At 45.1% G+C, this 19,498-nt stretch carries 19 protein-coding genes; 15 read left to right on the top strand and 4 right to left on the bottom strand.

Going from position 1 to position 19,498, the window contains the following annotated elements; all coding sequences use genetic code 11:
• Positions 1-190: 190 nt before the first annotated feature.
• From N646_RS06200 to purF, 7 genes are all read left to right on the top strand, one after another.
• Entirely contained in the window at positions 191-4,054 is a 3,864-nt protein-coding gene (locus N646_RS06200; protein WP_017820800.1) for a FimV/HubP family polar landmark protein, read from the top strand.
• A gap of 142 nt (positions 4,055-4,196) precedes the next feature.
• Positions 4,197-4,991: a tRNA pseudouridine(38-40) synthase TruA gene (gene truA / locus N646_RS06195; RefSeq protein WP_017820799.1), complete on the top strand. Its 795-nt coding sequence runs from the start codon at positions 4,197-4,199 to the stop codon at positions 4,989-4,991.
• A 197-nt stretch (positions 4,992-5,188) separates the two neighbouring features.
• Positions 5,189-6,115 carry an acetyl-CoA carboxylase, carboxyltransferase subunit beta gene (gene accD / locus N646_RS06190; RefSeq protein WP_005380583.1) on the top strand — a complete coding sequence of 309 codons (927 nt, stop codon included), beginning with the start codon at positions 5,189-5,191 and terminating at the stop codon, positions 6,113-6,115.
• Between the two features lie 46 nt (positions 6,116-6,161).
• On the top strand, positions 6,162-7,424 hold the full coding sequence (folC, locus tag N646_RS06185) for a bifunctional tetrahydrofolate synthase/dihydrofolate synthase (protein ID WP_017820798.1): 1,263 nt from the start codon (positions 6,162-6,164) through the stop codon (positions 7,422-7,424).
• A gap of 14 nt (positions 7,425-7,438) precedes the next feature.
• On the top strand, positions 7,439-8,032 hold the full coding sequence (locus tag N646_RS06180) for an SPOR domain-containing protein (RefSeq protein ID WP_017820797.1): 594 nt from the start codon (positions 7,439-7,441) through the stop codon (positions 8,030-8,032).
• Between the two features lie 61 nt (positions 8,033-8,093).
• On the top strand, positions 8,094-8,585 hold the full coding sequence (locus N646_RS06175) for a CvpA family protein (RefSeq protein WP_005380590.1): 492 nt from the start codon (positions 8,094-8,096) through the stop codon (positions 8,583-8,585).
• A gap of 36 nt (positions 8,586-8,621) precedes the next feature.
• Positions 8,622-10,136, top strand: a complete 1,515-nt coding sequence (gene purF / locus N646_RS06170) for an amidophosphoribosyltransferase (protein WP_005380592.1) — start codon at positions 8,622-8,624, stop codon at positions 10,134-10,136.
• Positions 10,137-10,202: 66 nt separating this feature from the next.
• Here the strand turns inward: purF and N646_RS06165 are convergent, their stop codons facing one another.
• Positions 10,203-11,078, bottom strand: coding sequence for a LysR family transcriptional regulator (locus N646_RS06165; protein WP_005384959.1), 876 nt, complete (start codon positions 11,076-11,078; stop codon positions 10,203-10,205).
• A gap of 289 nt (positions 11,079-11,367) precedes the next feature.
• On the opposite strand from N646_RS06165, the gene N646_RS06160 reads away from it, so the two are divergent.
• The 7 genes from N646_RS06160 (at position 11,368) to recR (ending at position 17,113) form a co-directional block, all read left to right on the top strand.
• Positions 11,368-12,474 (top strand): response regulator, encoded by a 1,107-nt coding sequence (locus N646_RS06160; RefSeq protein ID WP_005380606.1) that lies wholly within the window; start codon positions 11,368-11,370, stop codon positions 12,472-12,474.
• A 223-nt stretch (positions 12,475-12,697) separates the two neighbouring features.
• Positions 12,698-12,829, top strand: a complete 132-nt coding sequence (locus tag N646_RS25055; protein ID WP_005380608.1) for a hypothetical protein — start codon at positions 12,698-12,700, stop codon at positions 12,827-12,829.
• Between the two features lie 72 nt (positions 12,830-12,901).
• Complete coding sequence (locus N646_RS06150; RefSeq protein WP_025767186.1) at positions 12,902-13,249, top strand: YbaN family protein; 348 nt, start codon at positions 12,902-12,904, stop codon at positions 13,247-13,249.
• Positions 13,250-13,411: 162 nt separating this feature from the next.
• A complete protein-coding gene (gene apt / locus N646_RS06145) occupies positions 13,412-13,957 on the top strand; it encodes an adenine phosphoribosyltransferase (RefSeq protein WP_005380615.1) in 546 nt (181 codons plus the stop codon).
• 8 nt (positions 13,958-13,965) lie between these two features.
• Positions 13,966-16,071 carry a DNA polymerase III subunit gamma/tau gene (gene dnaX, locus N646_RS06140; protein WP_017820796.1) on the top strand — a complete coding sequence of 702 codons (2,106 nt, stop codon included), beginning with the start codon at positions 13,966-13,968 and terminating at the stop codon, positions 16,069-16,071.
• Between the two features lie 82 nt (positions 16,072-16,153).
• Positions 16,154-16,483, top strand: a complete 330-nt coding sequence (locus N646_RS06135) for a YbaB/EbfC family nucleoid-associated protein (RefSeq protein WP_005380618.1) — start codon at positions 16,154-16,156, stop codon at positions 16,481-16,483.
• Positions 16,484-16,513: 30 nt separating this feature from the next.
• On the top strand, positions 16,514-17,113 hold the full coding sequence (gene recR / locus N646_RS06130; RefSeq protein ID WP_017820795.1) for a recombination mediator RecR: 600 nt from the start codon (positions 16,514-16,516) through the stop codon (positions 17,111-17,113).
• A gap of 51 nt (positions 17,114-17,164) precedes the next feature.
• On the opposite strand, the gene aqpZ is transcribed toward recR, so the two are convergent.
• From aqpZ to N646_RS06115, 3 genes are all read right to left on the bottom strand, one after another.
• Entirely contained in the window at positions 17,165-17,863 is a 699-nt protein-coding gene (gene aqpZ, locus N646_RS06125) for an aquaporin Z (protein WP_017820794.1), read from the bottom strand.
• Positions 17,864-18,092: 229 nt separating this feature from the next.
• On the bottom strand, positions 18,093-18,341 hold the full coding sequence (locus tag N646_RS06120; protein WP_017820793.1) for a YkgJ family cysteine cluster protein: 249 nt from the start codon (positions 18,339-18,341) through the stop codon (positions 18,093-18,095).
• A 136-nt stretch (positions 18,342-18,477) separates the two neighbouring features.
• Complete coding sequence (locus tag N646_RS06115) at positions 18,478-18,726, bottom strand: GlsB/YeaQ/YmgE family stress response membrane protein (protein ID WP_005380625.1); 249 nt, start codon at positions 18,724-18,726, stop codon at positions 18,478-18,480.
• 188 nt (positions 18,727-18,914) lie between these two features.
• Here N646_RS06115 and N646_RS06110 point away from each other — a divergent pair, with 188 nt between their 5' ends.
• Positions 18,915-19,355 carry a YcgN family cysteine cluster protein gene (locus tag N646_RS06110; RefSeq protein ID WP_005384948.1) on the top strand — a complete coding sequence of 147 codons (441 nt, stop codon included), beginning with the start codon at positions 18,915-18,917 and terminating at the stop codon, positions 19,353-19,355.
• Positions 19,356-19,498: the final 143 nt, after the last annotated feature.

Genomic DNA, 19,498 nt, shown 5'->3' with positions numbered 1-19,498 from the left:
ACAGTTCATTTCAAAGCCTCGCACAGTGCGAGGCTTTTTTGTACGAACGAAACAAAATAGTGTGAGATTAGTACGAATATGGCGAGAGCCACACATTTTTTATTCTCAACGCTATAGTTTTGCATGCGATATCCGATATATTTAACCGATCACCATTTCAAATTGTATTTAGCACAAAACTGAGCCTTCTATGCGTCAAAATTATAAGCGTTTGTTAGCAGCCCTTGTGTTGATGAGCGCGACTCAGACATCATCAGTGGTTCAAGCCGAAGGAATTCGTCTTGTTGGACCGTCTGGTGAAGTGCAATCATCTCCGAGCTATGCTGAAGATATTGAGCGAGCATTACCTGCTCCTCCTGCGAATACTCAACCGTCACGTTTCTTTGGTCCGACTGGTGAAAATCAAACACTATGGTCGATCGCTTCAGAATTACGACCTTCACGCGGTGTTACCGTTCAACAAACGCTTCTTGCCATTTACCGAATTAACCCTCAAGCGTTTGAGAACCAAAACATTCATGAATTGATCCCAGGGAGTCGGCTACGAGTACCTTCTCTAGAGCAAGTGCAAAGCGCGACCACAGCGCAAGCTGTTGCGATTATGAAGGCGCATGAAGCTAAGTTAAAACAGCCGAAGCCGACAAATAGAGCGACGCCAGCACAACGAGTCACCGAGCAACCAAAGCCACAAATTAAAGTAGAACCCAAGCCTGCGACTAAGCCAGAGACAGTGGCAGCAAAGGAGCCAAAACCAACTCCGAAAACAATACCCGTCATCCCTGCGCCACCAGTAACCACCTCTCCGCAGGGTGAAAAGCAGGTCAGTGCGCTGAAGGACAAACTTCAAGGCTCACAAAGTGAATTAGAGTCATTAGAAGAGAAGAACCATCGTCTTCGATTGATGCTGTCAGAAGTGCAAAGCGAAGTCGAAACTTTGAAAAGCGAGTTGAATGACGAAGAACGCATTCGCTCAGAAGTCGAGAAGCTGCTTGCTGAAGAGCGCCAACGCCTTGCTGAACAACAGCGCATGCAACCAAGCACCATGGACAAAATTTTGTCTAATGGTTGGCTCGTTGGTCTTGCGGCATTAATTCCTGGTGCTTTGATTGCGTTGCTAGTTGTTATGCTTCTTGGCCGACGCTCTAAAGCGAAAGAGGAAGAAGCGGCTGCGCAGGAACAGCAAAACGTTGATCCTCTTGCGGCGCCAATCGGTTTAGCGGCGGCGGATGAGCTGGATGAAGAGCTCACGCTTGATGATGAATTGTTTGCAGATGAAGATATCAACGCACAGTCTTTACAAGAAGAGAAGTCAGATTTAGAAGAAGACGTCTTTGCTAACCTCGACGATGAAGAACTTGATTTCAATCTGGAAGGGGACGATGACCCATTTGCAGATATTGGCGATGACGGTGACCTAGATGTTGGTCTGGATGAGTTTGAGTCATCGAACAATGGTATCCAAGTCAACGGCGAAGAAAAGGCGCTTGGTTTAGAAGAAATGGAGCGAGCCTTAGATGAGGTTGCTCCAGAACTAGAAGTGCTCGATGACGATGAGTCTGGCTTCGATCTTTCGGATGATGCGAATGAGAAATCAGACTCGCTTTCAGACGACGCATTTGCCGAGTTACTTGCAGCCGATGAGCCGTCAGAAGAGTTACCAAGTGACACTGTCGACCAGGATATGCTTGATGACTTGTTTGCTGAACTTGGCAACGATGACTTCGATTTAGATACTGATGAGCCTGAGTTAAAACAGCCCGTTTCGGATGATGACTTTAGTGTAGGAGAGGCATCTGACGACGATATCGATAAGCTATTGGCCCAGTATGAACAACCGGCTAGTGAATCGGAAGTTCGAGAAGCTGACGCCAATGAAGGTCCTGTTCTAGATGAAAACAGTACAGAGCTACTCGATGAACTCATTGATTTTGATGAAGATGACACAGACGAGTTTGATCCACTAAACGAGCTAGAAGCAATCTCTGGTTTTGAAGGTGATGACTCGATCGAAGAGTTAGACGCAGATAGCACAGACTTACTGGACGAACTCATTGATGATGTTACCTCTGAACTTGATGAAGAGACTGAAGCTGATTTAGATCCGTTTGATGATCTGATTCGAGAGGACGAGAGCCCAGAGCAGAATAAATCGGAAGAGGAAGAGTTACTGAAATCACTTGGTTTTGGTGAGCCAGACGCCGACGAAAAGCCATCTCCCGTAGTTGGGTCAGAACAAACTCATGAAGATCAGGACATTGAGTCTGGGTTGGACATCGACGCTTTATTAAGTGAAAGCCAGCCAGACACGCAACAAGCTGTAGAAGATCAACCATTAACCGAGCCAGAGGCTGCCTCAGAGCCATTTAGCAGCGATGAATTTCTTGGTGATTTAGAGGACCTCTCACCAGAGAATGATCCTTTAATGAGCGAGCTAGACGACCTATTTGAGTCAGACAGTGAAGAACTTCTGCCAACAGAACAAGAAAAAGCGGATTTTTCTGCTGAACTTGACGCTCTATTTGATAGTGAAGACGATTTACCGCAGCAAGTTGAAAAAACACAAACGGAGATAGAGGAAGCTTCATCACTACAACAAGAGGCTACCGATACTGATTCAACACAAGAACCATCCGTGGAGTCCGATGCTGAGGTACAGCCTCACGTTGAGCAAGAGGAAGACATTCCAGCCTTCACGCCGACACCAAATACAATAGAAAATGAATTCGGTGTTCCACAAGAAGAAGATTGGCTACTGGATGAGCCTGAATTGGAGCCGGAAACTGAGTCGACCAACGATTCAGAAGAAGAATTCAATTTTGATGAGCTAGATCTTCCAGAATTCAGCGAAGAAGATGCTCTAGCATCTATGGCTGGCGAACCTGCGTTAGAAACGTCCGAGTCCGTTGAACCAGAACAAGTTGAAGCCGACTTGCCAGCTGAATCAGAAGATGAATTCAATTTTGATGAGCTGGATCTTCCTGAGTTTAGTGAAGAAGACGCATTGGCGTCTATGGTGGATGAGCCGGAGTTAGAAACGTCCGAGTCCATTGAACTAGAACAAGTTGAAGCCGACTTGCCAACTGAGTCCGAAGAAGAGTTCAATTTTGATGAGCTCGATTTGCCAGAGTTCAGCGAAGAAGATGCCTTGGCGTCGATGGAAGAAGAGCCAGAATTACCGAGCTCTGAGACTGCAGATATAGAACCAATCTCCGGTGAGGATGAAGAGTTAAGTTTTGACGACCAAGATCTTCCAGAGTTCAATGAGGAAGATGTTCTCGCGTCAATGAACGAGGGTGCTTCAGGGAGCCCTAAGGTTGAAGCAGAGACATCGAGACCAGCTATTCAAGCCGATAACGATCATGATGCTTTGTTTGAAGTATTTGCGCAGCAAAACGGCTTTGATACTGACCCAGAAGTGCAGCCAACAGCGACAGAGGGTGAGCCGCTCAGTAATTTGGATGATGAATCATCAATGGCTAACCTTCTTGCGGAAGACGCAAACTCAGAAGTATTTGAAGGTAAACTAGACAGTGACACCATCGCAAGTGCAGGTATGGATTTTGAAACCATGCTTGATGTTGGAGATGATTGGGATGGCTTTAAACCCGCAGCTGATAACGTAAGTTCTACTGAAGAAGTGCCTGAGGACCAGCGTGATGTTTGGAATTCGAGTGATGCACTAAGTCAGCCAGAGATCGCGCAAGAAAACTGGGCAGAGCAAAGCGACTTGGATGACTTCGACCCGAAGAAAAATCAATTTATGACGATTGATGAATTGATGGCTCAGGTCGACAGAGAAGGTGGTGAGTTCGAAGAAGAAGACCTTAAGCTCGATGTCGGATTGAACGAGTTTCCAGATGTTATCGGTGAGATCGGCGATATTGACGTAGATAGCAATGCTGAAGCGGCTGGGAAACTGGATTTGGCTAAAATCTATCTCGAGATGAACGATTCTCAAGGGGCGATTAAACTACTAGAAGAGGCGATTGTTTACGGTGAGGATGATATTCGCCGCGAAGCAAAAAGCCTGATTGACGCCATTAATGGCCGATAAACCGAAACAAAAGGGTAGCGTTTGCTACCCTTTTTGTGTCCCGTTAGTAGGATGCTACCTTTATGTCACCCTTGGTGAAACTGGCAACTTGAGGTGACTTGAGTATATACTTCCCGCCCCATTTTAGAGTTCGAAGGTTAAGATGAGAATCGCATTAGGTATCGAGTACAACGGTACAAACTACTTTGGTTGGCAGCGCCAAAGAGAAGTGAAAAGTGTCCAAGAAGAGCTAGAGAAAGCATTGTCCGTCGTCGCTAATCACCCAGTTGAAGTTCAGTGTGCTGGTCGGACAGACGCAGGCGTGCATGGCACGGGACAAGTTGTGCACTTTGATACCAACGTTACTCGAAAAATGGTAGCTTGGACCATGGGCGCAAACGCGAACATGCCGAGCGATATAGCGGTTCGTTGGGCTCAAGAAGTTTCAGATGATTTCCATGCAAGATTCTCAGCGACAGCGCGCCGTTATCGTTACATTATTTTCAATCATGCTTTACGTCCAGGCATCTTAAACTCGGGGGTTAGTCACTATCATGGTGAGCTCGACGAGAAAAAAATGCATGAAGCAGGGCAGTTCCTACTCGGCGAAAATGATTTTACGTCGTTTCGCGCGGCGCATTGTCAGTCTCGCAGTCCATTTCGAAACTTGATGCATCTGAACGTTACGCGCCATGGAAACTATGTGGTTATTGATATTAAAGCCAATGCGTTCGTGCATCATATGGTTCGTAATATCACGGGTAGCTTGATAAAAGTTGGACGTGGCGAAGAGAGTCCTGAATGGATCAAGTGGTTATTAGACGCCAAAGATCGCAAAGTAGCGGGTGCGACAGCGAAAGCGGAAGGTCTGTACCTGGTAGATGTAGACTACCCAGAAGAGTTTGGGTTACCTGAAGTGCCGATCGGTCCACTGTTTTTACCAGATAATTTGAACTAATTTTACAAACTTATTTCAAAATATCGGTAGTGTTTATATTGAATGTGAACGGAAAACATACGCTATTTACGATATCAAAAATAGGTACAACCAGTTTTTTATCTACAGTAGCTGCAAGATATGGTTTAATCCGTCGGTATTATGTCGAATTTATATCTTTCGCAATGAAGCGGAAGAGTTGAGAGAAAAGGTCTTCCATGAGTTGGCTTGAAAAGATTTTAGAGAAAAGCAATCTAGTAAGTTCACGCAAAGCTTCTATCCCAGAAGGTGTGTGGACTAAATGTACCTCTTGTGAACAGGTTTTATACCATGCTGAACTAGAGCGTAACTTAGAAGTTTGTCCAAAGTGTAACCATCACATGCGTATGAAAGCGCGTCGTCGTTTGGAAACATTTTTAGATGAAGGTAATCGAGTTGAATTAGGTTCCGAACTTGAGCCACAGGATAAACTGAAATTTAAAGATTCTAAGCGATACAAAGAGCGTATCTCTGCTGCACAAAAAAATAGCGGTGAGAAAGATGCGCTAGTTGTGATGCAGGGTGAATTGCTTGGTCTGCCGCTTGTGGCGTGTGCGTTTGAATTCTCCTTTATGGGTGGTTCAATGGGTTCAGTCGTTGGTGCTCGCTTTGTGAAAGCAGTGGATGCAGCCATTGAAAATAACTGTGCGCTTGTTTGTTTCTCAGCAAGTGGTGGTGCTCGTATGCAAGAGGCTTTAATGTCTCTTATGCAAATGGCAAAAACCAGTGCTGCGCTTGAGCGTTTATCAGAAAAAGGTCTGCCGTTTATTTCTGTTCTAACTGACCCTACAATGGGTGGTGTATCAGCAAGTTTGGCTATGTTAGGTGATATCAACATCGGTGAACCTAAGGCCCTCATTGGCTTTGCTGGTCGTCGTGTAATCGAGCAAACTGTACGTGAAGATCTTCCTGAAGGTTTCCAGCGTAGTGAGTTCCTACTTGATCACGGTGCTATTGATATGATCGTTGACCGTCGTGAAATGCGTCAGCGTGTGGGTGGTCTTATCGCTAAGATGACTAACCACAAGTCTCCTTTGGTGGTTTCGGTTAACGAATCTCCAAATGAAGAGCCATATTCTGTACCAGAAGCGGACGAAAAAGGGTAAAGTATCAACTAACATAAAAACCAAAGAATTTAATGGTTAAAGTTAGATGACCCAAAACCCAATTCCTCAAGCCACATCTTCATTAGAGATGTGGCTTGATTATTTAGCAAATATTCATTCCTCAGCAATTGATCTAGGCTTAGACCGTGTCCAAGCGGTAGCAAACAAAGCCAATCTTACCAAACCAGCTCCAACCGTAATCACCGTTGCCGGAACCAATGGCAAAGGCTCAACGTGTGCGTTAATGGAAGCCATTTTACTTGATGCTGGCTATTCAGTCGGTGTTTATAGTTCTCCGCACCTGATTCGTTACAACGAGCGTGTACGCATTAATGGCGTTGACGTTGTAGATGCCAAGCACTGTGAAGCATTCGATTATGTAGAAAAGCAGCGTGGTGATGTTAGCCTTAGCCTCTTTGAATTCGGTACGCTTGCTGCGCTACGTATTTTCCAAGTAGAGAAAGTTGACGTTGTCTTACTTGAAGTAGGACTTGGCGGCCGTCTAGACGCCACTAACGTTGTTGACCATGATGTTTCTGTTATTACGAGCTTAGCGATCGATCATGTGGATTGGCTTGGTGATGACATCAATGTTATTGGTTTTGAAAAAGCGGGCATTTACCGTTCAGGGAAGCCAGCAATTTGTGGTCAACCGACGCCACCAGCGACCGTGGCGGCTCATGCTGACGATATTGGTTCTGAGTTCTTCCAAGTAGGTATTCAGTACGATTACCAACTAACTGATAATGGTTGGAAATGGAGCAGTGGGGCATTTGAGTTAGAGGATTTACCAATCCCATCGCTACCATTACAAAATGCAGCCACTGCACTGATGGCACTAGGGGCTTCGGAATTGCAAATCACTGACATAAATATTGTCAATGGCTTGAATAATGCTCGTTTGGCGGGGCGTATGCAGGTACTGCATCACGAACCTGAAATAGTCCTTGATGTCGCTCATAACCCGCACTCTGCTGAGTATTTGGTAGAGAGAGTGAAGCAACAATATCTGGGTAAGAATATCCATATTGTGGTTGCAATGCTGCATGACAAGGACATTAAAGCAACCATTGAAGCTCTAACTCCAGTTGCAACACAATGGTATCCAGCGTCGCTTACTGGACCGAGAGCGGCGACCGCTGATGAATTGTGCCAATACTTACCTGATGGGCAAGTTCATTTTGAAAACCCTGTTGACGCCTTCGAGAGTGCGAGAAGCCACGCAAAGACAGGAGACGTTATTCTGGTGGTTGGCTCATTCCATACCGTCGGAGAGGTATTGGAACATTGGCAATCAAATAATAAATAAGTAAAGGTATTTTGATGGCAAGTAAATTCCAAAGTCGTTTAGTCGGCACCATCATTCTAGTCGCAGTCGGAGTCATTGTTCTTCCCGATGTGCTAGATGGTAAGAAACTGCACTACAAAGAAGAATTTGCCAGTATTCCTATCAAACCAGAACTTGATAGTGATGTGGAAAACTTCGAAATATTAGAGCCAGTGGAAGACGACATTACGTTACCGGATTCTCCGGTTGAAGCTGTAGTGCAAGAACGTGAGGATGCTCAAGTAGCCGTTTCTGAGCCCGAGCCAGCGCCAACATCTAAACCTGAGGTCATCAAACAACCAGAGCAAGTTGAGGTCGTCACTCGTCCTGTTCAAGAGAAAAATCAATATGAAGATTCAGCTTGGATCATTCAGTTGATGGCACTTAAGAATCACGAAAATGCTGTCGCGCTTGTCGCGGATTTGCAAAAGCGTGGTTATCAAGCTCACACAAAGAAAGAAAACGAGTTTACGAGAGTGATTGTTGGCCCTGATGTGTCAAAAAGTAAACTTGAACGACAAGTTCAAGAATTACAAAAAATTACAGGTTCAAAAGGTCAATTGCTTAAATTTAAGCCATTAAATCCATAAGAAAACGTTTGCGTCAGCATTTTTTCTGTTAAAATGCGCGCCAACTTAAGATGAAGAAAAGATGAATTGGATAGATTTTATCATTTTAGGTGTGATCGGATTTTCAGCTCTGATCAGTTTAGTTCGCGGTTTTGCTAAAGAAGCTTTGTCTTTGGTGATTTGGTTCGGAGCGTTTTTTATCTCCAGTAATTACTATGCCAAATTGGCGGTGTACTTCACCAACATCGAAGATGATATGTTTCGTAACGGAGCGGCGATTGCGGCGTTATTTGTCGCAACCTTGGTAGTTGGTGCAGTGGTGAATTACGTCATTGGTCAACTGGTACAAAAAACAGGGCTATCAGGTACGGACCGAATTCTCGGGATTGTATTTGGTGGTCTACGCGGAGTCTTAATTGTTTCTGCGGTGCTGTTTTTTATGGATGCGTTTACTGCATTCCCAAGCTCGGATTGGTGGAAAGATTCACAGTTGATCCCTGAGTTCAGCCGTATCATCGCCCCATTCTTCGAGCATTTACAAGCAACATCAAGTTTTCTGTCTGGCACTATCTAGTAGTGCCAGCTACTGTCGCAAATCGAGGATTAGGACATGTGTGGTATTGTTGGAATCGTGGGCACAACGCCTGTAAACCAGTCTATTTATGACGCGTTAACGGTGTTACAGCATCGTGGCCAAGATGCCGCTGGTATTTGTACCATAGAAAGCAATCGTTTTCGTCTGCGTAAGGCGAACGGTTTAGTCAAGGATGTATTTGAAGCAAGACACATGCAGCGCCTGCAAGGCGAGGTCGGAATTGGTCATGTTCGTTACCCTACAGCAGGCAGTTCAAGTGCTTCAGAAGCTCAACCTTTCTACGTAAACTCTCCTTTCGGTATTACACTTGCCCACAACGGTAACTTGACCAACGCTAACGAAGTTCGTCAGAAGCTGTTTGAAAAAGATCGCCGTCATATCAATACCACTTCAGACTCTGAAGTATTACTAAATGTACTGGCGCACGAAATTGACTCAGTAAAAGGAAATGTCACGACCGAAGACGTATTCCGCGCAGTCACCAATGTTCATCGCACAATTCGCGGTGCTTATGCTGTGACCGCCATGATCATTGGTCATGGTATGATTGCATTTCGTGACCCACACGGTATTCGCCCGCTGTGTTTAGGTAAGCGTGAAGTTAACGGCAGAGCAGAGTACATGGTTGCGTCTGAATCGGTGGCATTGGATGCGGTCGGTTTTGATTTCGTCCGTGATGTTGCACCTGGTGAAGCGATTTACGCAACGTTTGACGGTGAGCTTTACACGAAGCAGTGTGCAGATAATCCTAAGCTTAACCCTTGTATTTTCGAGTTCGTGTACTTTGCTCGTCCGGATTCGTTCATCGATAAAATTTCGGTATACAGCGCTCGCGTTGAAATGGGTAAAAAGCTGGGCGAACGTATTCGTGAAGATTACGCAAACCTTGATATCGATGTTGTCATTCCTATCCCTGAAACGTCTTGCGACATTGCACTGCAAATCGCTCAAGCGATCGATATCCCTTATCGCCAGGGTTTCGTGAAAAACCGTTATGTTGGACGTACGTTTATCATGCCTGGCCAGCAACAACGTAAGAAATCAGTACGTCGCAAGTTGAATGCTATTCGTTCGGAATTCAAAGGTAAGAATGTGTTGCTGGTGGATGACTCTATTGTTCGAGGTACAACGTCAGAGCAGATTATTGAGATGGCTCGTGATTCTGGTGCCAAGAAAGTGTACATGGTCTCAGCGGCTCCTGAAGTTCGTTTCCCGAACGTATACGGCATTGATATGCCAAGTGCTACAGAGCTTATTGCCCATGGCCGTGACAACGATACAATTTGTAAGCAGATTGGTGCCGATGCGCTTATTTATCAACGTCTAGAAGATTTGGTAGAGGCTGTAGGTCTTGGAAACCAAGACATTACTCAGTTCGATACTTCCGTGTTTAACGGCGAATACGTAACGGGTGATATCGACCAACAATACCTAGATTTCTTAGATGGTCTTCGTAATGATGATGCGAAAACACAACTTGAAATCCAACAGGATTTAGCAAACCTAGAGCTTCATAACGAAGGCGCATAGGATGCGCTTTCTTAAGTCGTAAAAAAACCAGAGCTTCGGCTCTGGTTTTTTGTTTTCGCTATCTAGTTAGTGAATGTTATAAGCGATCACAAAGTCAATAAAGAGGCGAACTTTCTCTGGCAGGTGGTCTTTGTGGTTGTAAAGCATATAAATGTCGCGCGGGTTTGCACTCCAATCTGGCAGTACGCGTACCAAATCGCCGCTCTCGATGTACTCTTTGATCATTACATCTGGCATTAGTGTGATGCCTAAACCTTCGGAACAAGCGCTGCGCACCACATTGAGCGCGTTTGCTTGAAAACGACCACGATCAACATTCACCACAGACTCGCCTTTGCTATTAATCAAGGTCCACTTAATAAGTGGGTACCCTTTTAGCAATGAATGGTTAGATAGCTCTTCTGCATGGTGTGGCGCAGGATTCGAGGTTAGATAGTCAGGGCTTGCAACGAGAATATCCTTCACTTCGCCAATCTTACGCGCGATGAGGCTAGAGTCGCGTTGCGGTCCCACTCGAAAAATTACATCCCATTCAGTAGGGTCAAGCTTGTCCGCATTATTCTCTGTCGTTAGCTCAATGTTGATGTCCGGGTACTGCTTCATAAAGCTGTTGAACATCGGCATCATCATTCGTTTAGTTAAGTTGTAAGGCGCGGATATCTTAATCTTGCCGGATGCTCCTCGGCAGTCGTCAGTGATTTCCTCTGCTGCGGTTGTTAGCCTTTGTAGTAAAGGAGAGCACTCATGGTAAAAACGTTCCCCTGCTTCAGTGAGCGAGAGTTTGCGAGCATGACGGTTCAATAGTCGAAGATTGACAGAGTCTTCTAGCGCTTGAATGCGTCGGGTGATGGTCGCAACCGGGATCATGGTTTTTCGCGAAGTTGCGGTGTAGCTCCCATTTTCGACAACCAGTCGAAACAGGTTTAAGTCATCTAATTTCATATTTCCAGACACATTAAATTACCGATTACGGTTAATTTATAATTAACTTTGTGATCAAAGCTTGCTTTAAGTCAACATGTTGCATCATTTGAACACAGCAACCCTGTTTGAGTAAATACTGTTATACGCCGTAATATTTGTATTAATGCAGTTTCCGAGCTAAGTTTTATAACAAGGCGAAGCGGCCTCAGGTCTTGCTGTGACACGTTTTGCTGGAAGTAAACACAACAAAAATAATGACTTAATAATAAATCTGTTTTTTTGACTGAGCTTTGTGAGGGATAAAGGTATGTTTAAGACTCACAGTCAAACGGCAATGGTCTCGGCACAGGAAGTGATTAATCAAAAACTAATAATGTTGGTGGACGATGATCCAATATTTCGTAAAGTAACCAATGCCTATTTAGAAAGTCAGGGTTTTAAAGTAGTAGAAGCAGAAAACGGCCTAGAAGCGCTTCAACAACTCAGGGAATGCCAACCCGATCTTATCTTATGTGATTTATCGATGCCGGTCTTAGATGGTATCGAGTTCGTCGAAGAAGTTAGTCTCGAATATCCATATATGCCGCTTATCGTGGTATCAGGCACGGATGAAATGTCCGATGTCGCGAAAGCGTTGCGATTTGGTATTAAAGATTTTCTTCCTAAACCGATAGGTAATTATGAGCACCTATCTCAGGCGATAGAGAATACGCTAGAAGATACCGATAGCCACTTCTCAGAACAACGTGACTTTTCAAGTCAGTGGTTCAGGGTTGATGATGGTGGTGAAATCCCAGATGAACAAGAGCTGTATTGGCATCTGGAATATTTACAACAGAATCCGAGTGCGGCAAGAGATTTACTGCAAGCTCTATTGCCAGAGAAGGATGCTGCTCAGGGAGATTGGCGCTGCTCATACCGTTTATTGCAATCGACGGATGTGATGCCCTTGGTTTTCGATTATCGTTGGTTAATGAATGGTCAATTTGCGTTTTATCTCGTTGATTCTGCTTCCCAAGCTAATGATGGAGTTGCGACGACATTGCTCGTTAGGGCATTGTTTGACGATTATCTCCGTAACTTGAAAAGTTTCAGTGCTGATCTCAAGGACATGGTAGGGATCATTGAAAAAGGAATTGAGTGTTCGGAGTGTGCGGGTGCAGTCAATGCTGTGTTTGGTGTCGCCGACCTCGCTTCATCCTCGGTCTCTATATTGCCTGCGGGTTTAGATAGCCATTGGTCTGACGGAAATACGAATCAACACATCGCAGCAGGTAACCGTTTAGGGGGAGGAAGTATGAAAAACTTCATCACCCGCGATTTACCGCTTAGTGTTGCAGGACAGTTGTCCATCGGGTGTTTAGGTTCTTCAAGTTTTAGTTTAAGTATTACCCGGAAATCCCGACTAGTATAATTATGACTTGCAAACCAATAAGCAGCGTCCTGACGCTGCTTATTATCTTTTTAGAACCACCAAAACAACATACGTTTAGTTCAATAACCTTACTTTTTACTGGTGTTTAGATTTGGCTGTTTAATGTATAGTCAGCGCTTAAAACAATAATGACCCATTTGTGCAACGATAATTTAACGCTGTGCCTTGGGAGAAGCAAAGTCAACTAGTGAGAAGACACATCATGGCAGACAAAGATTTTAAAGAGCCTTATAATATTTTTTACTTTTTAGGTTTTATTGCAGTTCTTTTGATCCCAACACTTCCTGCAACGCTAACCTGGCTTCGTGTAATGAATGGTTACGCAGGCTTTTAATCTAGCTATTTTGTACCGGAGTTCACCATTCGTATTAAGCGTTACTTTTTCAATACTGTTGGTGGACTCTGTATTGTGCTCGGCATAGCCGGCATAGCCCTTCCACTTTTACCCACCACACCTTTTATTTTGCTTGCTAGCGCATGTTTTATGCGTGGTAGCCCCGCATTTCATCAATGGTTACATAACCACAAAACGTTTGGACCCATTCTCGACAATTGGCATAAGCATCGGGCTGTTACTTCAAAAGTAAAAAAGCGTGGTGCGATTTTTATTGCGCTTAGTTTCATGGTTTCAATCGTTGTTGTCCCCCTCGTTTGGGTAAAAATTGGTCTTTTAGTGATGCTAATCGTTTTACTCAGCTGGTTTATGCGTCTGCCTGTGATTGAGTTGGTTGCTGACCGAGAAGAAAATCACTAAGATTGTAGAGAATAGTGTGCCCGCTCTTCGAGTGGGCGTTTGTATTTTCAGCGCCTGTGACTTTTACGAAAATAAGCACATAGTGGTGAAAACCTATTGTTCGTTGCCCTCGTGATACTGCGATTAGAGAGGGCGATGAGCCAATCTAAGTAAATCGGTATTATGACTACAGAAACAATTTCACTGATCAAATCTAGCATCAAAAGCATCCAAGACTACCCAAAGCCAGGCATTCTATTTCGTGATGTGACGAGCCTTCTTGAAGACGCGAAAGCATACCAAGCGACGATCAACTTACTTGTTGAACGTTACAAAGATATGGGCTTTACCAAGGTTGTGGGTACGGAAGCTCGTGGCTTTCTATTTGGCGCGCCTTTAGCGCTTGAGCTAGGTGTTGGTTTTGTACCAGTGCGTAAACCAGGCAAGCTACCACGCCCTACTGTTGCTCAATCTTATGAGCTTGAATACGGCGTTGATACACTAGAAATCCATACAGATGCCATCGTTGAAGGCGACAAAGTACTGGTTGTCGACGATTTATTGGCAACGGGCGGTACTATTGAAGCGACGACTAAGCTGATTCGCCAACTGGGTGGTGAAGTTGAGCACGCTGCCTTCGTTATCAACCTACCAGAAATCGGTGGCGATAAACGTTTAGAAGCACTAGGTCTAAACGTGTACAGCATCTGCGATTTTGAAGGACATTAATACATTCAATGAGTTATTTAGCTTTAGCGCGAAAATGGCGTCCTAATCAGTTTGACCAAGTTGTCGGACAAAAACATGTCCTGACGGCGTTGGAAAACGCACTGGCGCAAAACCGTTTACACCATGCTTATCTGTTCAGCGGGACTCGTGGTGTGGGTAAAACGAGTATCGGTAGGCTGTTTGCCAAAGGCTTGAACTGCGAAACCGGCATTACCGCGACACCTTGTGGTAAGTGTGATACTTGTCGTGAAATTGATGAAGGTCGCTTTGTCGATCTTCTTGAAATCGACGCAGCATCACGTACTAAAGTTGAAGACACTCGTGAACTGTTAGACAACGTTCAATACAAACCTGCTCGTGGACGTTTTAAAGTGTACCTCATCGATGAGGTGCACATGCTATCGCGTCACTCTTTCAATGCGTTGTTGAAAACCCTGGAAGAGCCGCCAGAGTATGTGAAGTTCTTACTCGCAACAACTGATCCACAAAAGCTGCCTGTCACTATATTGTCGCGTTGTCTTCAGTTTCATCTGAAACCAATCAGCGTTGATGATATTCACCAGCAACTTGATTACATCCTAGGTCAAGAGCAAGTTTCAGCAGAGCCAAAAGCGTTGGGTATGATCTCACATGCTGCAGATGGCAGTATGCGTGATGCTCTTAGCTTGACTGATCAAGCAATTGCTTTAGGTAACGGTGCGGTGCAAACCGATATTGTCAGCCACATGTTGGGGACGATTGATACCGACCAAGCGATTCACTTACTAGAGTCAATCAGCAGCAAGCAACCTCAACAAGCCATGGATAAAATCCAGCAATTAGCAGCAAATGGTGTCGAGTGGGATGGTTTGTTGCAGCAAGTCGCAACACAGTTACACCGAATTGCGATGTATCAAGCGTTGCCCGCATCGTTAGACCGAGCCCAACCAGATGCAGAGAAAATTGAGCTGTTGAGTAAAGCTCTAAGCCCGCAAGACGTTCAGCTTTACTATCAAATTGCATTGAAAGGTCGTGAAGATTTGACCCTCTCGCCAAATGGGCGAGTCGGTTTGGAAATGATTGTGCTGCGTATGATGGCGTTCCGCCCATCAAATAACAGTGGGGCAAATGTTGTTTCTAGTAACTGCGAGCCAGCGTCATCTCCGGCTCAAAGTACCAGTCAACCAAAGGCTGCGCCAGCTCAGACAGCCGCGGCTCCTCGAGCTCAGCAGCCGAGTCCAGCACAAAGCACACCACAAGCGGCGCCTCAACCTTCATCCAGTTCGCAACCTGAGTATCAAGCGAGTGGATATGAGACGGTTCCACCACAGTATGATATGGCGCCGCCGATGAGCGAAAACCCAGCGCCGCAACATGAAACGCCACCTCAACAAGTGCAAGAGAGCGTTTCAACACCAGCGCGCGGCGGTCTAAGCGGTTTGCGTCACCAATTACGTTCTCAGCGTCAAGGCCTACAACAGAACACTCCTCAAAATGGTGGCTCAAAAAAGCCTAAAGCGGCATCTGCACAACCAGAATCGGTTATCGACCGAGTAGCGCAATTGCATGGCAATTCCGCGCAGGTGTCGCCAAACTCAGCTCCGAAGTCGACGGAGCCACAAGTTGAGGAAGCGTATCGCTGGCGTCCAAGCAAGCCTGTTGAGACAAAAGTAAATACAAAACTGACACCTACGCAGCTCAAGCAGGCACTTGAGCATGAGAAAACGCCTGAAATGGCACAAAAGCTCATCGATGAGTCATTAGAACATAATGAATGGGCGAAGCTAATCAGCTTAATGGAGATCCCTAAGCTGGTAGAGCAACTTGCGCTAAACTCTCATTATAGTAAGGAAGGAACAACCGTTTCGTTACTATTGAGAAGCAGCCAAGCTCATTTGAATACTGATAGAGCTCAAGCCGAATTGCTTAAAGCACTTAATACCGTGTTGGGTGAAGAGTGCCACATGAGCATCGAAATAGGGGAGAGTGGAGAAACACCACTTGAACTGAGAGATAGGCTCTACCAAGAGAAATTACAGCAAGCGCTGAACAGTTTAGAAAACGATCCAAATGTTCAATTTATTGAACGCCGTTTTGCTGCAGAGCTTGATAAAGATAGTGTGCGCCCTATCTAATAATCGAATGGAATGGGGTTGAAAACCCAAAGGTATAACCCCATTAATTGATGCAACACCTCATTAAACCAGAGAGATAAACATGTTTGGTAAAGGCGGTATGGGCAACCTAATGAAGCAAGCCCAGCAAATGCAAGATCGCATGCAAAAGCTTCAAGAAGAAATCGCGAATATGGAAGTAACTGGCGAGTCTGGTGCTGGCCTAGTTAAAGTTACTATCACTGGTAGTCACAGCGTACGTCGTGTTGACATCGATGAAAGTTTGATGGAAGACGACAAAGAAATGCTTGAAGATCTGATCGCTGCGGCGTTCAACGATGCAGCCCGTCGTGTTGAAGAAACTCAAAAAGAGAAAATGGCTTCTGTAACTGGCGGTATGCAACTACCACCAGGCATGAAAATGCCATTCTAATCTGCTGATATTTAATTAAGCGGACTTTTAATGCGTACCAGTCATATGCTGGAGCAATTGATGGAGGCCTTACGTTGTCTACCTGGGGTTGGCCCCAAGTCAGCGCAGCGTATGGCCTTTCATTTGTTACAGCGCGATAGAAAAGGCGGTTTGCAGCTTGCAGATGCGCTTAGTCAGGCAATGACAGAAATAGGTCATTGTACTGAGTGTCGAACCTTCACCGAAGAAGAAGTCTGTCACATTTGTACCAACCTAAAACGCCAAGAAAATGGTCAAATTTGTGTGGTAGAAAGCCCGGCAGACATCGCAGCCGTTGAAGCAACAGGCCAATATTCTGGTCGGTATTTTGTTCTTATGGGGCATTTGTCGCCATTAGATGGTATTGGTCCAAGTGATATTGGATTGGATGTCCTTGATTACCGCTTACGTCGCGGTGATATTACCGAAGTGATTTTGGCGACAAACCCAACAGTTGAAGGTGAAGCCACTGCCCACTACATCGCAGAGCTATGTAAAGAGCACCAAGTTGATGCCAGCCGCATCGCGCATGGTGTGCCTGTCGGTGGGGAGCTAGAGCTTGTTGATGGCACGACGTTGTCACATTCGCTATTAGGTCGACACAGAATTTAATAAAAAGCCGCTGAATTCAGCGGCTTTTTTGATTTTGGGAGTTAGGAACGATTAATCGTTCGATTCTTTACCAAGAAGGTTTTTGTAGATAACCGCACCAAGCACGCCACCCACAATAGGAGCAATCCAGAACAGCCATAGCTGAGAAACCGCCCATTCACCCACATATACTGCGACTGCCGTGCTACGAGCAGGGTTTACTGACGTATTGGTGACAGGAATGCTGATCAGGTGAATGAGAGTCAAACACAGGCCAATTGCGATAGGTGCAAAGCCTTGTGGCGCACGTTTGTCTGTTGCACCCATAATGACAATCAGGAACATCATCGTCATGACAACTTCAGTCACAAGTGCAGCGATCATCGAGTATTGGCCTGGAGAGTGTTCACCATAACCATTGGCGGCAAAGCCAGAACCCACAACATCGAATCCTGCTTGTCCAGATGCAATAACGTAAAGCACGCCACCTGCGATAAGCCCGCCGATCACTTGTGAGATGATGTAAGGCGTAACGTCTTTTGTCTCAAAACGACCGCCAGCCCAAAGGCCAACTGTCACTGCAGGGTTCAAGTGACAACCTGAAATATGACCGATAGCAAATGCCATCGTCAGAACGGTTAAACCGAATGCCAAAGAAACGCCCAACAGACCAATACCCACTTCAGGGAAACCCGCAGCCAACACCGCGCTACCACAGCCGCCTAACACTAGCCAGAACGTGCCAAAAGCCTCAGCCAAATACTTATTCATGTTCTTTCCTGATCTTTAATTAAATGACCCGCTGAACATAGTCGAGAATTGTCAATAAATTGTGAGGGAGATCGCGCAAAAACCGCAAATGGAACGCTATGTGGCAAGAGTTCTCAAAGGTGAGATAAAAAGCAGAGGGGGGAAGTGCTAAATCTCGAGTTTGCTTTGATTACTGCCTCGGAGAGAAACAACCGAGGTACTAACTTTAAACGTGTGGTCTAGAGTCGCATTACGTCAATTGTTCTAATTCAGTGATGTTGTCGAGTGCTTCTTGATTGGTGTTACCGCATACAATCGGACACGGTTTAAAATCGTGACAGACTTTGGGGCGTTCAGGCTTACCAAATAGCTTGCACAAATTGTCGTCGTTGAGTTGCACACAACGAACACCTGCAGGTTTGCCCTTTGGCATTCCAGGTATTGGTGAAGAGATACTTGGCGCAATACAGCACGCTCCACATCCTAATCGACAATCCATAATGTAAACCTCTTAAAAATTAAGGGGGCAATTATGGTCATTTTGACGTGGATTGGAAGAGTGAAGAAAGAAAAAATAAAAGGGCGCGCTTAACATTACGCTCCCTTTTTGGTTTTTTGCTTTTAAATCATCGTGATTATTTTAAGAAACGGTTATAAACAAACAACAGAATAAATGCGCCTAGTGTTGCGGTAATGATACTACCAATGTTGACGCCAGTTGCTCCGCCGAAACCGAGAATGCCGCCAAGGAAGCCACCTACAAATGCCCCTGCAATACCAAGTAACATTGTTGCAATCCAACCGCCCCCATCTTTTCCTGGCATGAGCCATTTAGCAAGTGCGCCGGCGATTAAGCCCAAAATAATCCAAGAAATAATACCCATGAAAACTCCTTAATGCCTTCTTGATCAATTGAGTAATGGAAACTTGTTTAAGGATAGAACAGTAAAACGAAAGTAGTTGAATATCTCCACCGTTATGTGGGAAGGATGCAAGATCTTCTCAAAACTTGAACTTTTGCGTTGAGAAGAGTATAAATCGCCCCCTAAATTCCCTTGGTGAGACCTGAAGTATGAGCACTCCATTTTGGCAAAGTAAATCGTTAGAGCAGATGACAGAAGAGGAATGGGAATCTCTCTGTGATGGTTGTGGCAAATGTTGTTTGCATAAGCTTATGGATGAAGATACCGATGAAATCTACTATACCAATGTGGCTTGTAGCTGGCTGAACAGTAAAACGTGTTCATGTAAGGATTACCCAAACCGTTTCACTTCGGGTGAAGAGTGCACCAAGCTGACCCGAGAAGACATCGACGATTTTACTTGGCTGCCACACACGTGCGCTTACCGTCTGTTGGCTGAAAAGCAGCCTTTACCAGAATGGCATCCGTTGATTACCGGCTCTAAGTCCGCAATGCATGCGGCAGGGGAAAGTGTCCGTAACAAAGTTGTTTACGAGATTGATGTGGTGGATTGGGAAGACCATATTTTAAATCATCCCAACCGTCCTTAGTCGAATACAAACAAGCCTTTCATTGATTAAATGAAAGGCTTGTTTGCTATTGGGGCTCCCAACTTTGACGTCTCGCTAACGAAATGCTGCTCAGTTTATTATTTAGTGTTGTAAACTTAGGAGTATGATTTCAACGCTTTACA

This window comes from Vibrio alginolyticus NBRC 15630 = ATCC 17749, assembly GCF_000354175.2.
In the GTDB taxonomy this organism is placed as follows: Bacteria; Pseudomonadota; Gammaproteobacteria; order Enterobacterales; family Vibrionaceae; genus Vibrio; species Vibrio alginolyticus.
The sequence above is the reverse complement of the archived record's forward strand: the minus strand, read 5'-3'. Positions and strand labels throughout refer to the sequence as shown.

Bases quoted from the DNA above. Each gene is read 5' to 3' on its own strand.
- N646_RS06200 (WP_017820800.1), top strand. From the start codon at position 191: ATGCGTCAAAATTATAAGCGTTTGTTAGCAGCCCTTGTGTTGATGAGC.
- truA (WP_017820799.1), top strand. From the start codon at position 4,197: ATGAGAATCGCATTAGGTATCGAGTACAACGGTACAAACTACTTTGGT.
- accD (WP_005380583.1), top strand. From the start codon at position 5,189: ATGAGTTGGCTTGAAAAGATTTTAGAGAAAAGCAATCTAGTAAGTTCA.
- folC (WP_017820798.1), top strand. From the start codon at position 6,162: ATGACCCAAAACCCAATTCCTCAAGCCACATCTTCATTAGAGATGTGG.
- N646_RS06180 (WP_017820797.1), top strand. From the start codon at position 7,439: ATGGCAAGTAAATTCCAAAGTCGTTTAGTCGGCACCATCATTCTAGTC.
- N646_RS06175 (WP_005380590.1), top strand. From the start codon at position 8,094: ATGAATTGGATAGATTTTATCATTTTAGGTGTGATCGGATTTTCAGCT.
- purF (WP_005380592.1), top strand. From the start codon at position 8,622: ATGTGTGGTATTGTTGGAATCGTGGGCACAACGCCTGTAAACCAGTCT.
- N646_RS06165 (WP_005384959.1), bottom strand. From the start codon at position 11,078: ATGAAATTAGATGACTTAAACCTGTTTCGACTGGTTGTCGAAAATGGG.
- N646_RS06160 (WP_005380606.1), top strand. From the start codon at position 11,368: ATGTTTAAGACTCACAGTCAAACGGCAATGGTCTCGGCACAGGAAGTG.
- N646_RS25055 (WP_005380608.1), top strand. From the start codon at position 12,698: ATGGCAGACAAAGATTTTAAAGAGCCTTATAATATTTTTTACTTTTTA.
- apt (WP_005380615.1), top strand. From the start codon at position 13,412: ATGACTACAGAAACAATTTCACTGATCAAATCTAGCATCAAAAGCATC.
- dnaX (WP_017820796.1), top strand. From the start codon at position 13,966: ATGAGTTATTTAGCTTTAGCGCGAAAATGGCGTCCTAATCAGTTTGAC.
- N646_RS06135 (WP_005380618.1), top strand. From the start codon at position 16,154: ATGTTTGGTAAAGGCGGTATGGGCAACCTAATGAAGCAAGCCCAGCAA.
- recR (WP_017820795.1), top strand. From the start codon at position 16,514: ATGCGTACCAGTCATATGCTGGAGCAATTGATGGAGGCCTTACGTTGT.
- aqpZ (WP_017820794.1), bottom strand. From the start codon at position 17,863: ATGAATAAGTATTTGGCTGAGGCTTTTGGCACGTTCTGGCTAGTGTTA.
- N646_RS06120 (WP_017820793.1), bottom strand. From the start codon at position 18,341: ATGGATTGTCGATTAGGATGTGGAGCGTGCTGTATTGCGCCAAGTATC.
- N646_RS06115 (WP_005380625.1), bottom strand. From the start codon at position 18,726: ATGGGTATTATTTCTTGGATTATTTTGGGCTTAATCGCCGGCGCACTT.
- N646_RS06110 (WP_005384948.1), top strand. From the start codon at position 18,915: ATGAGCACTCCATTTTGGCAAAGTAAATCGTTAGAGCAGATGACAGAA.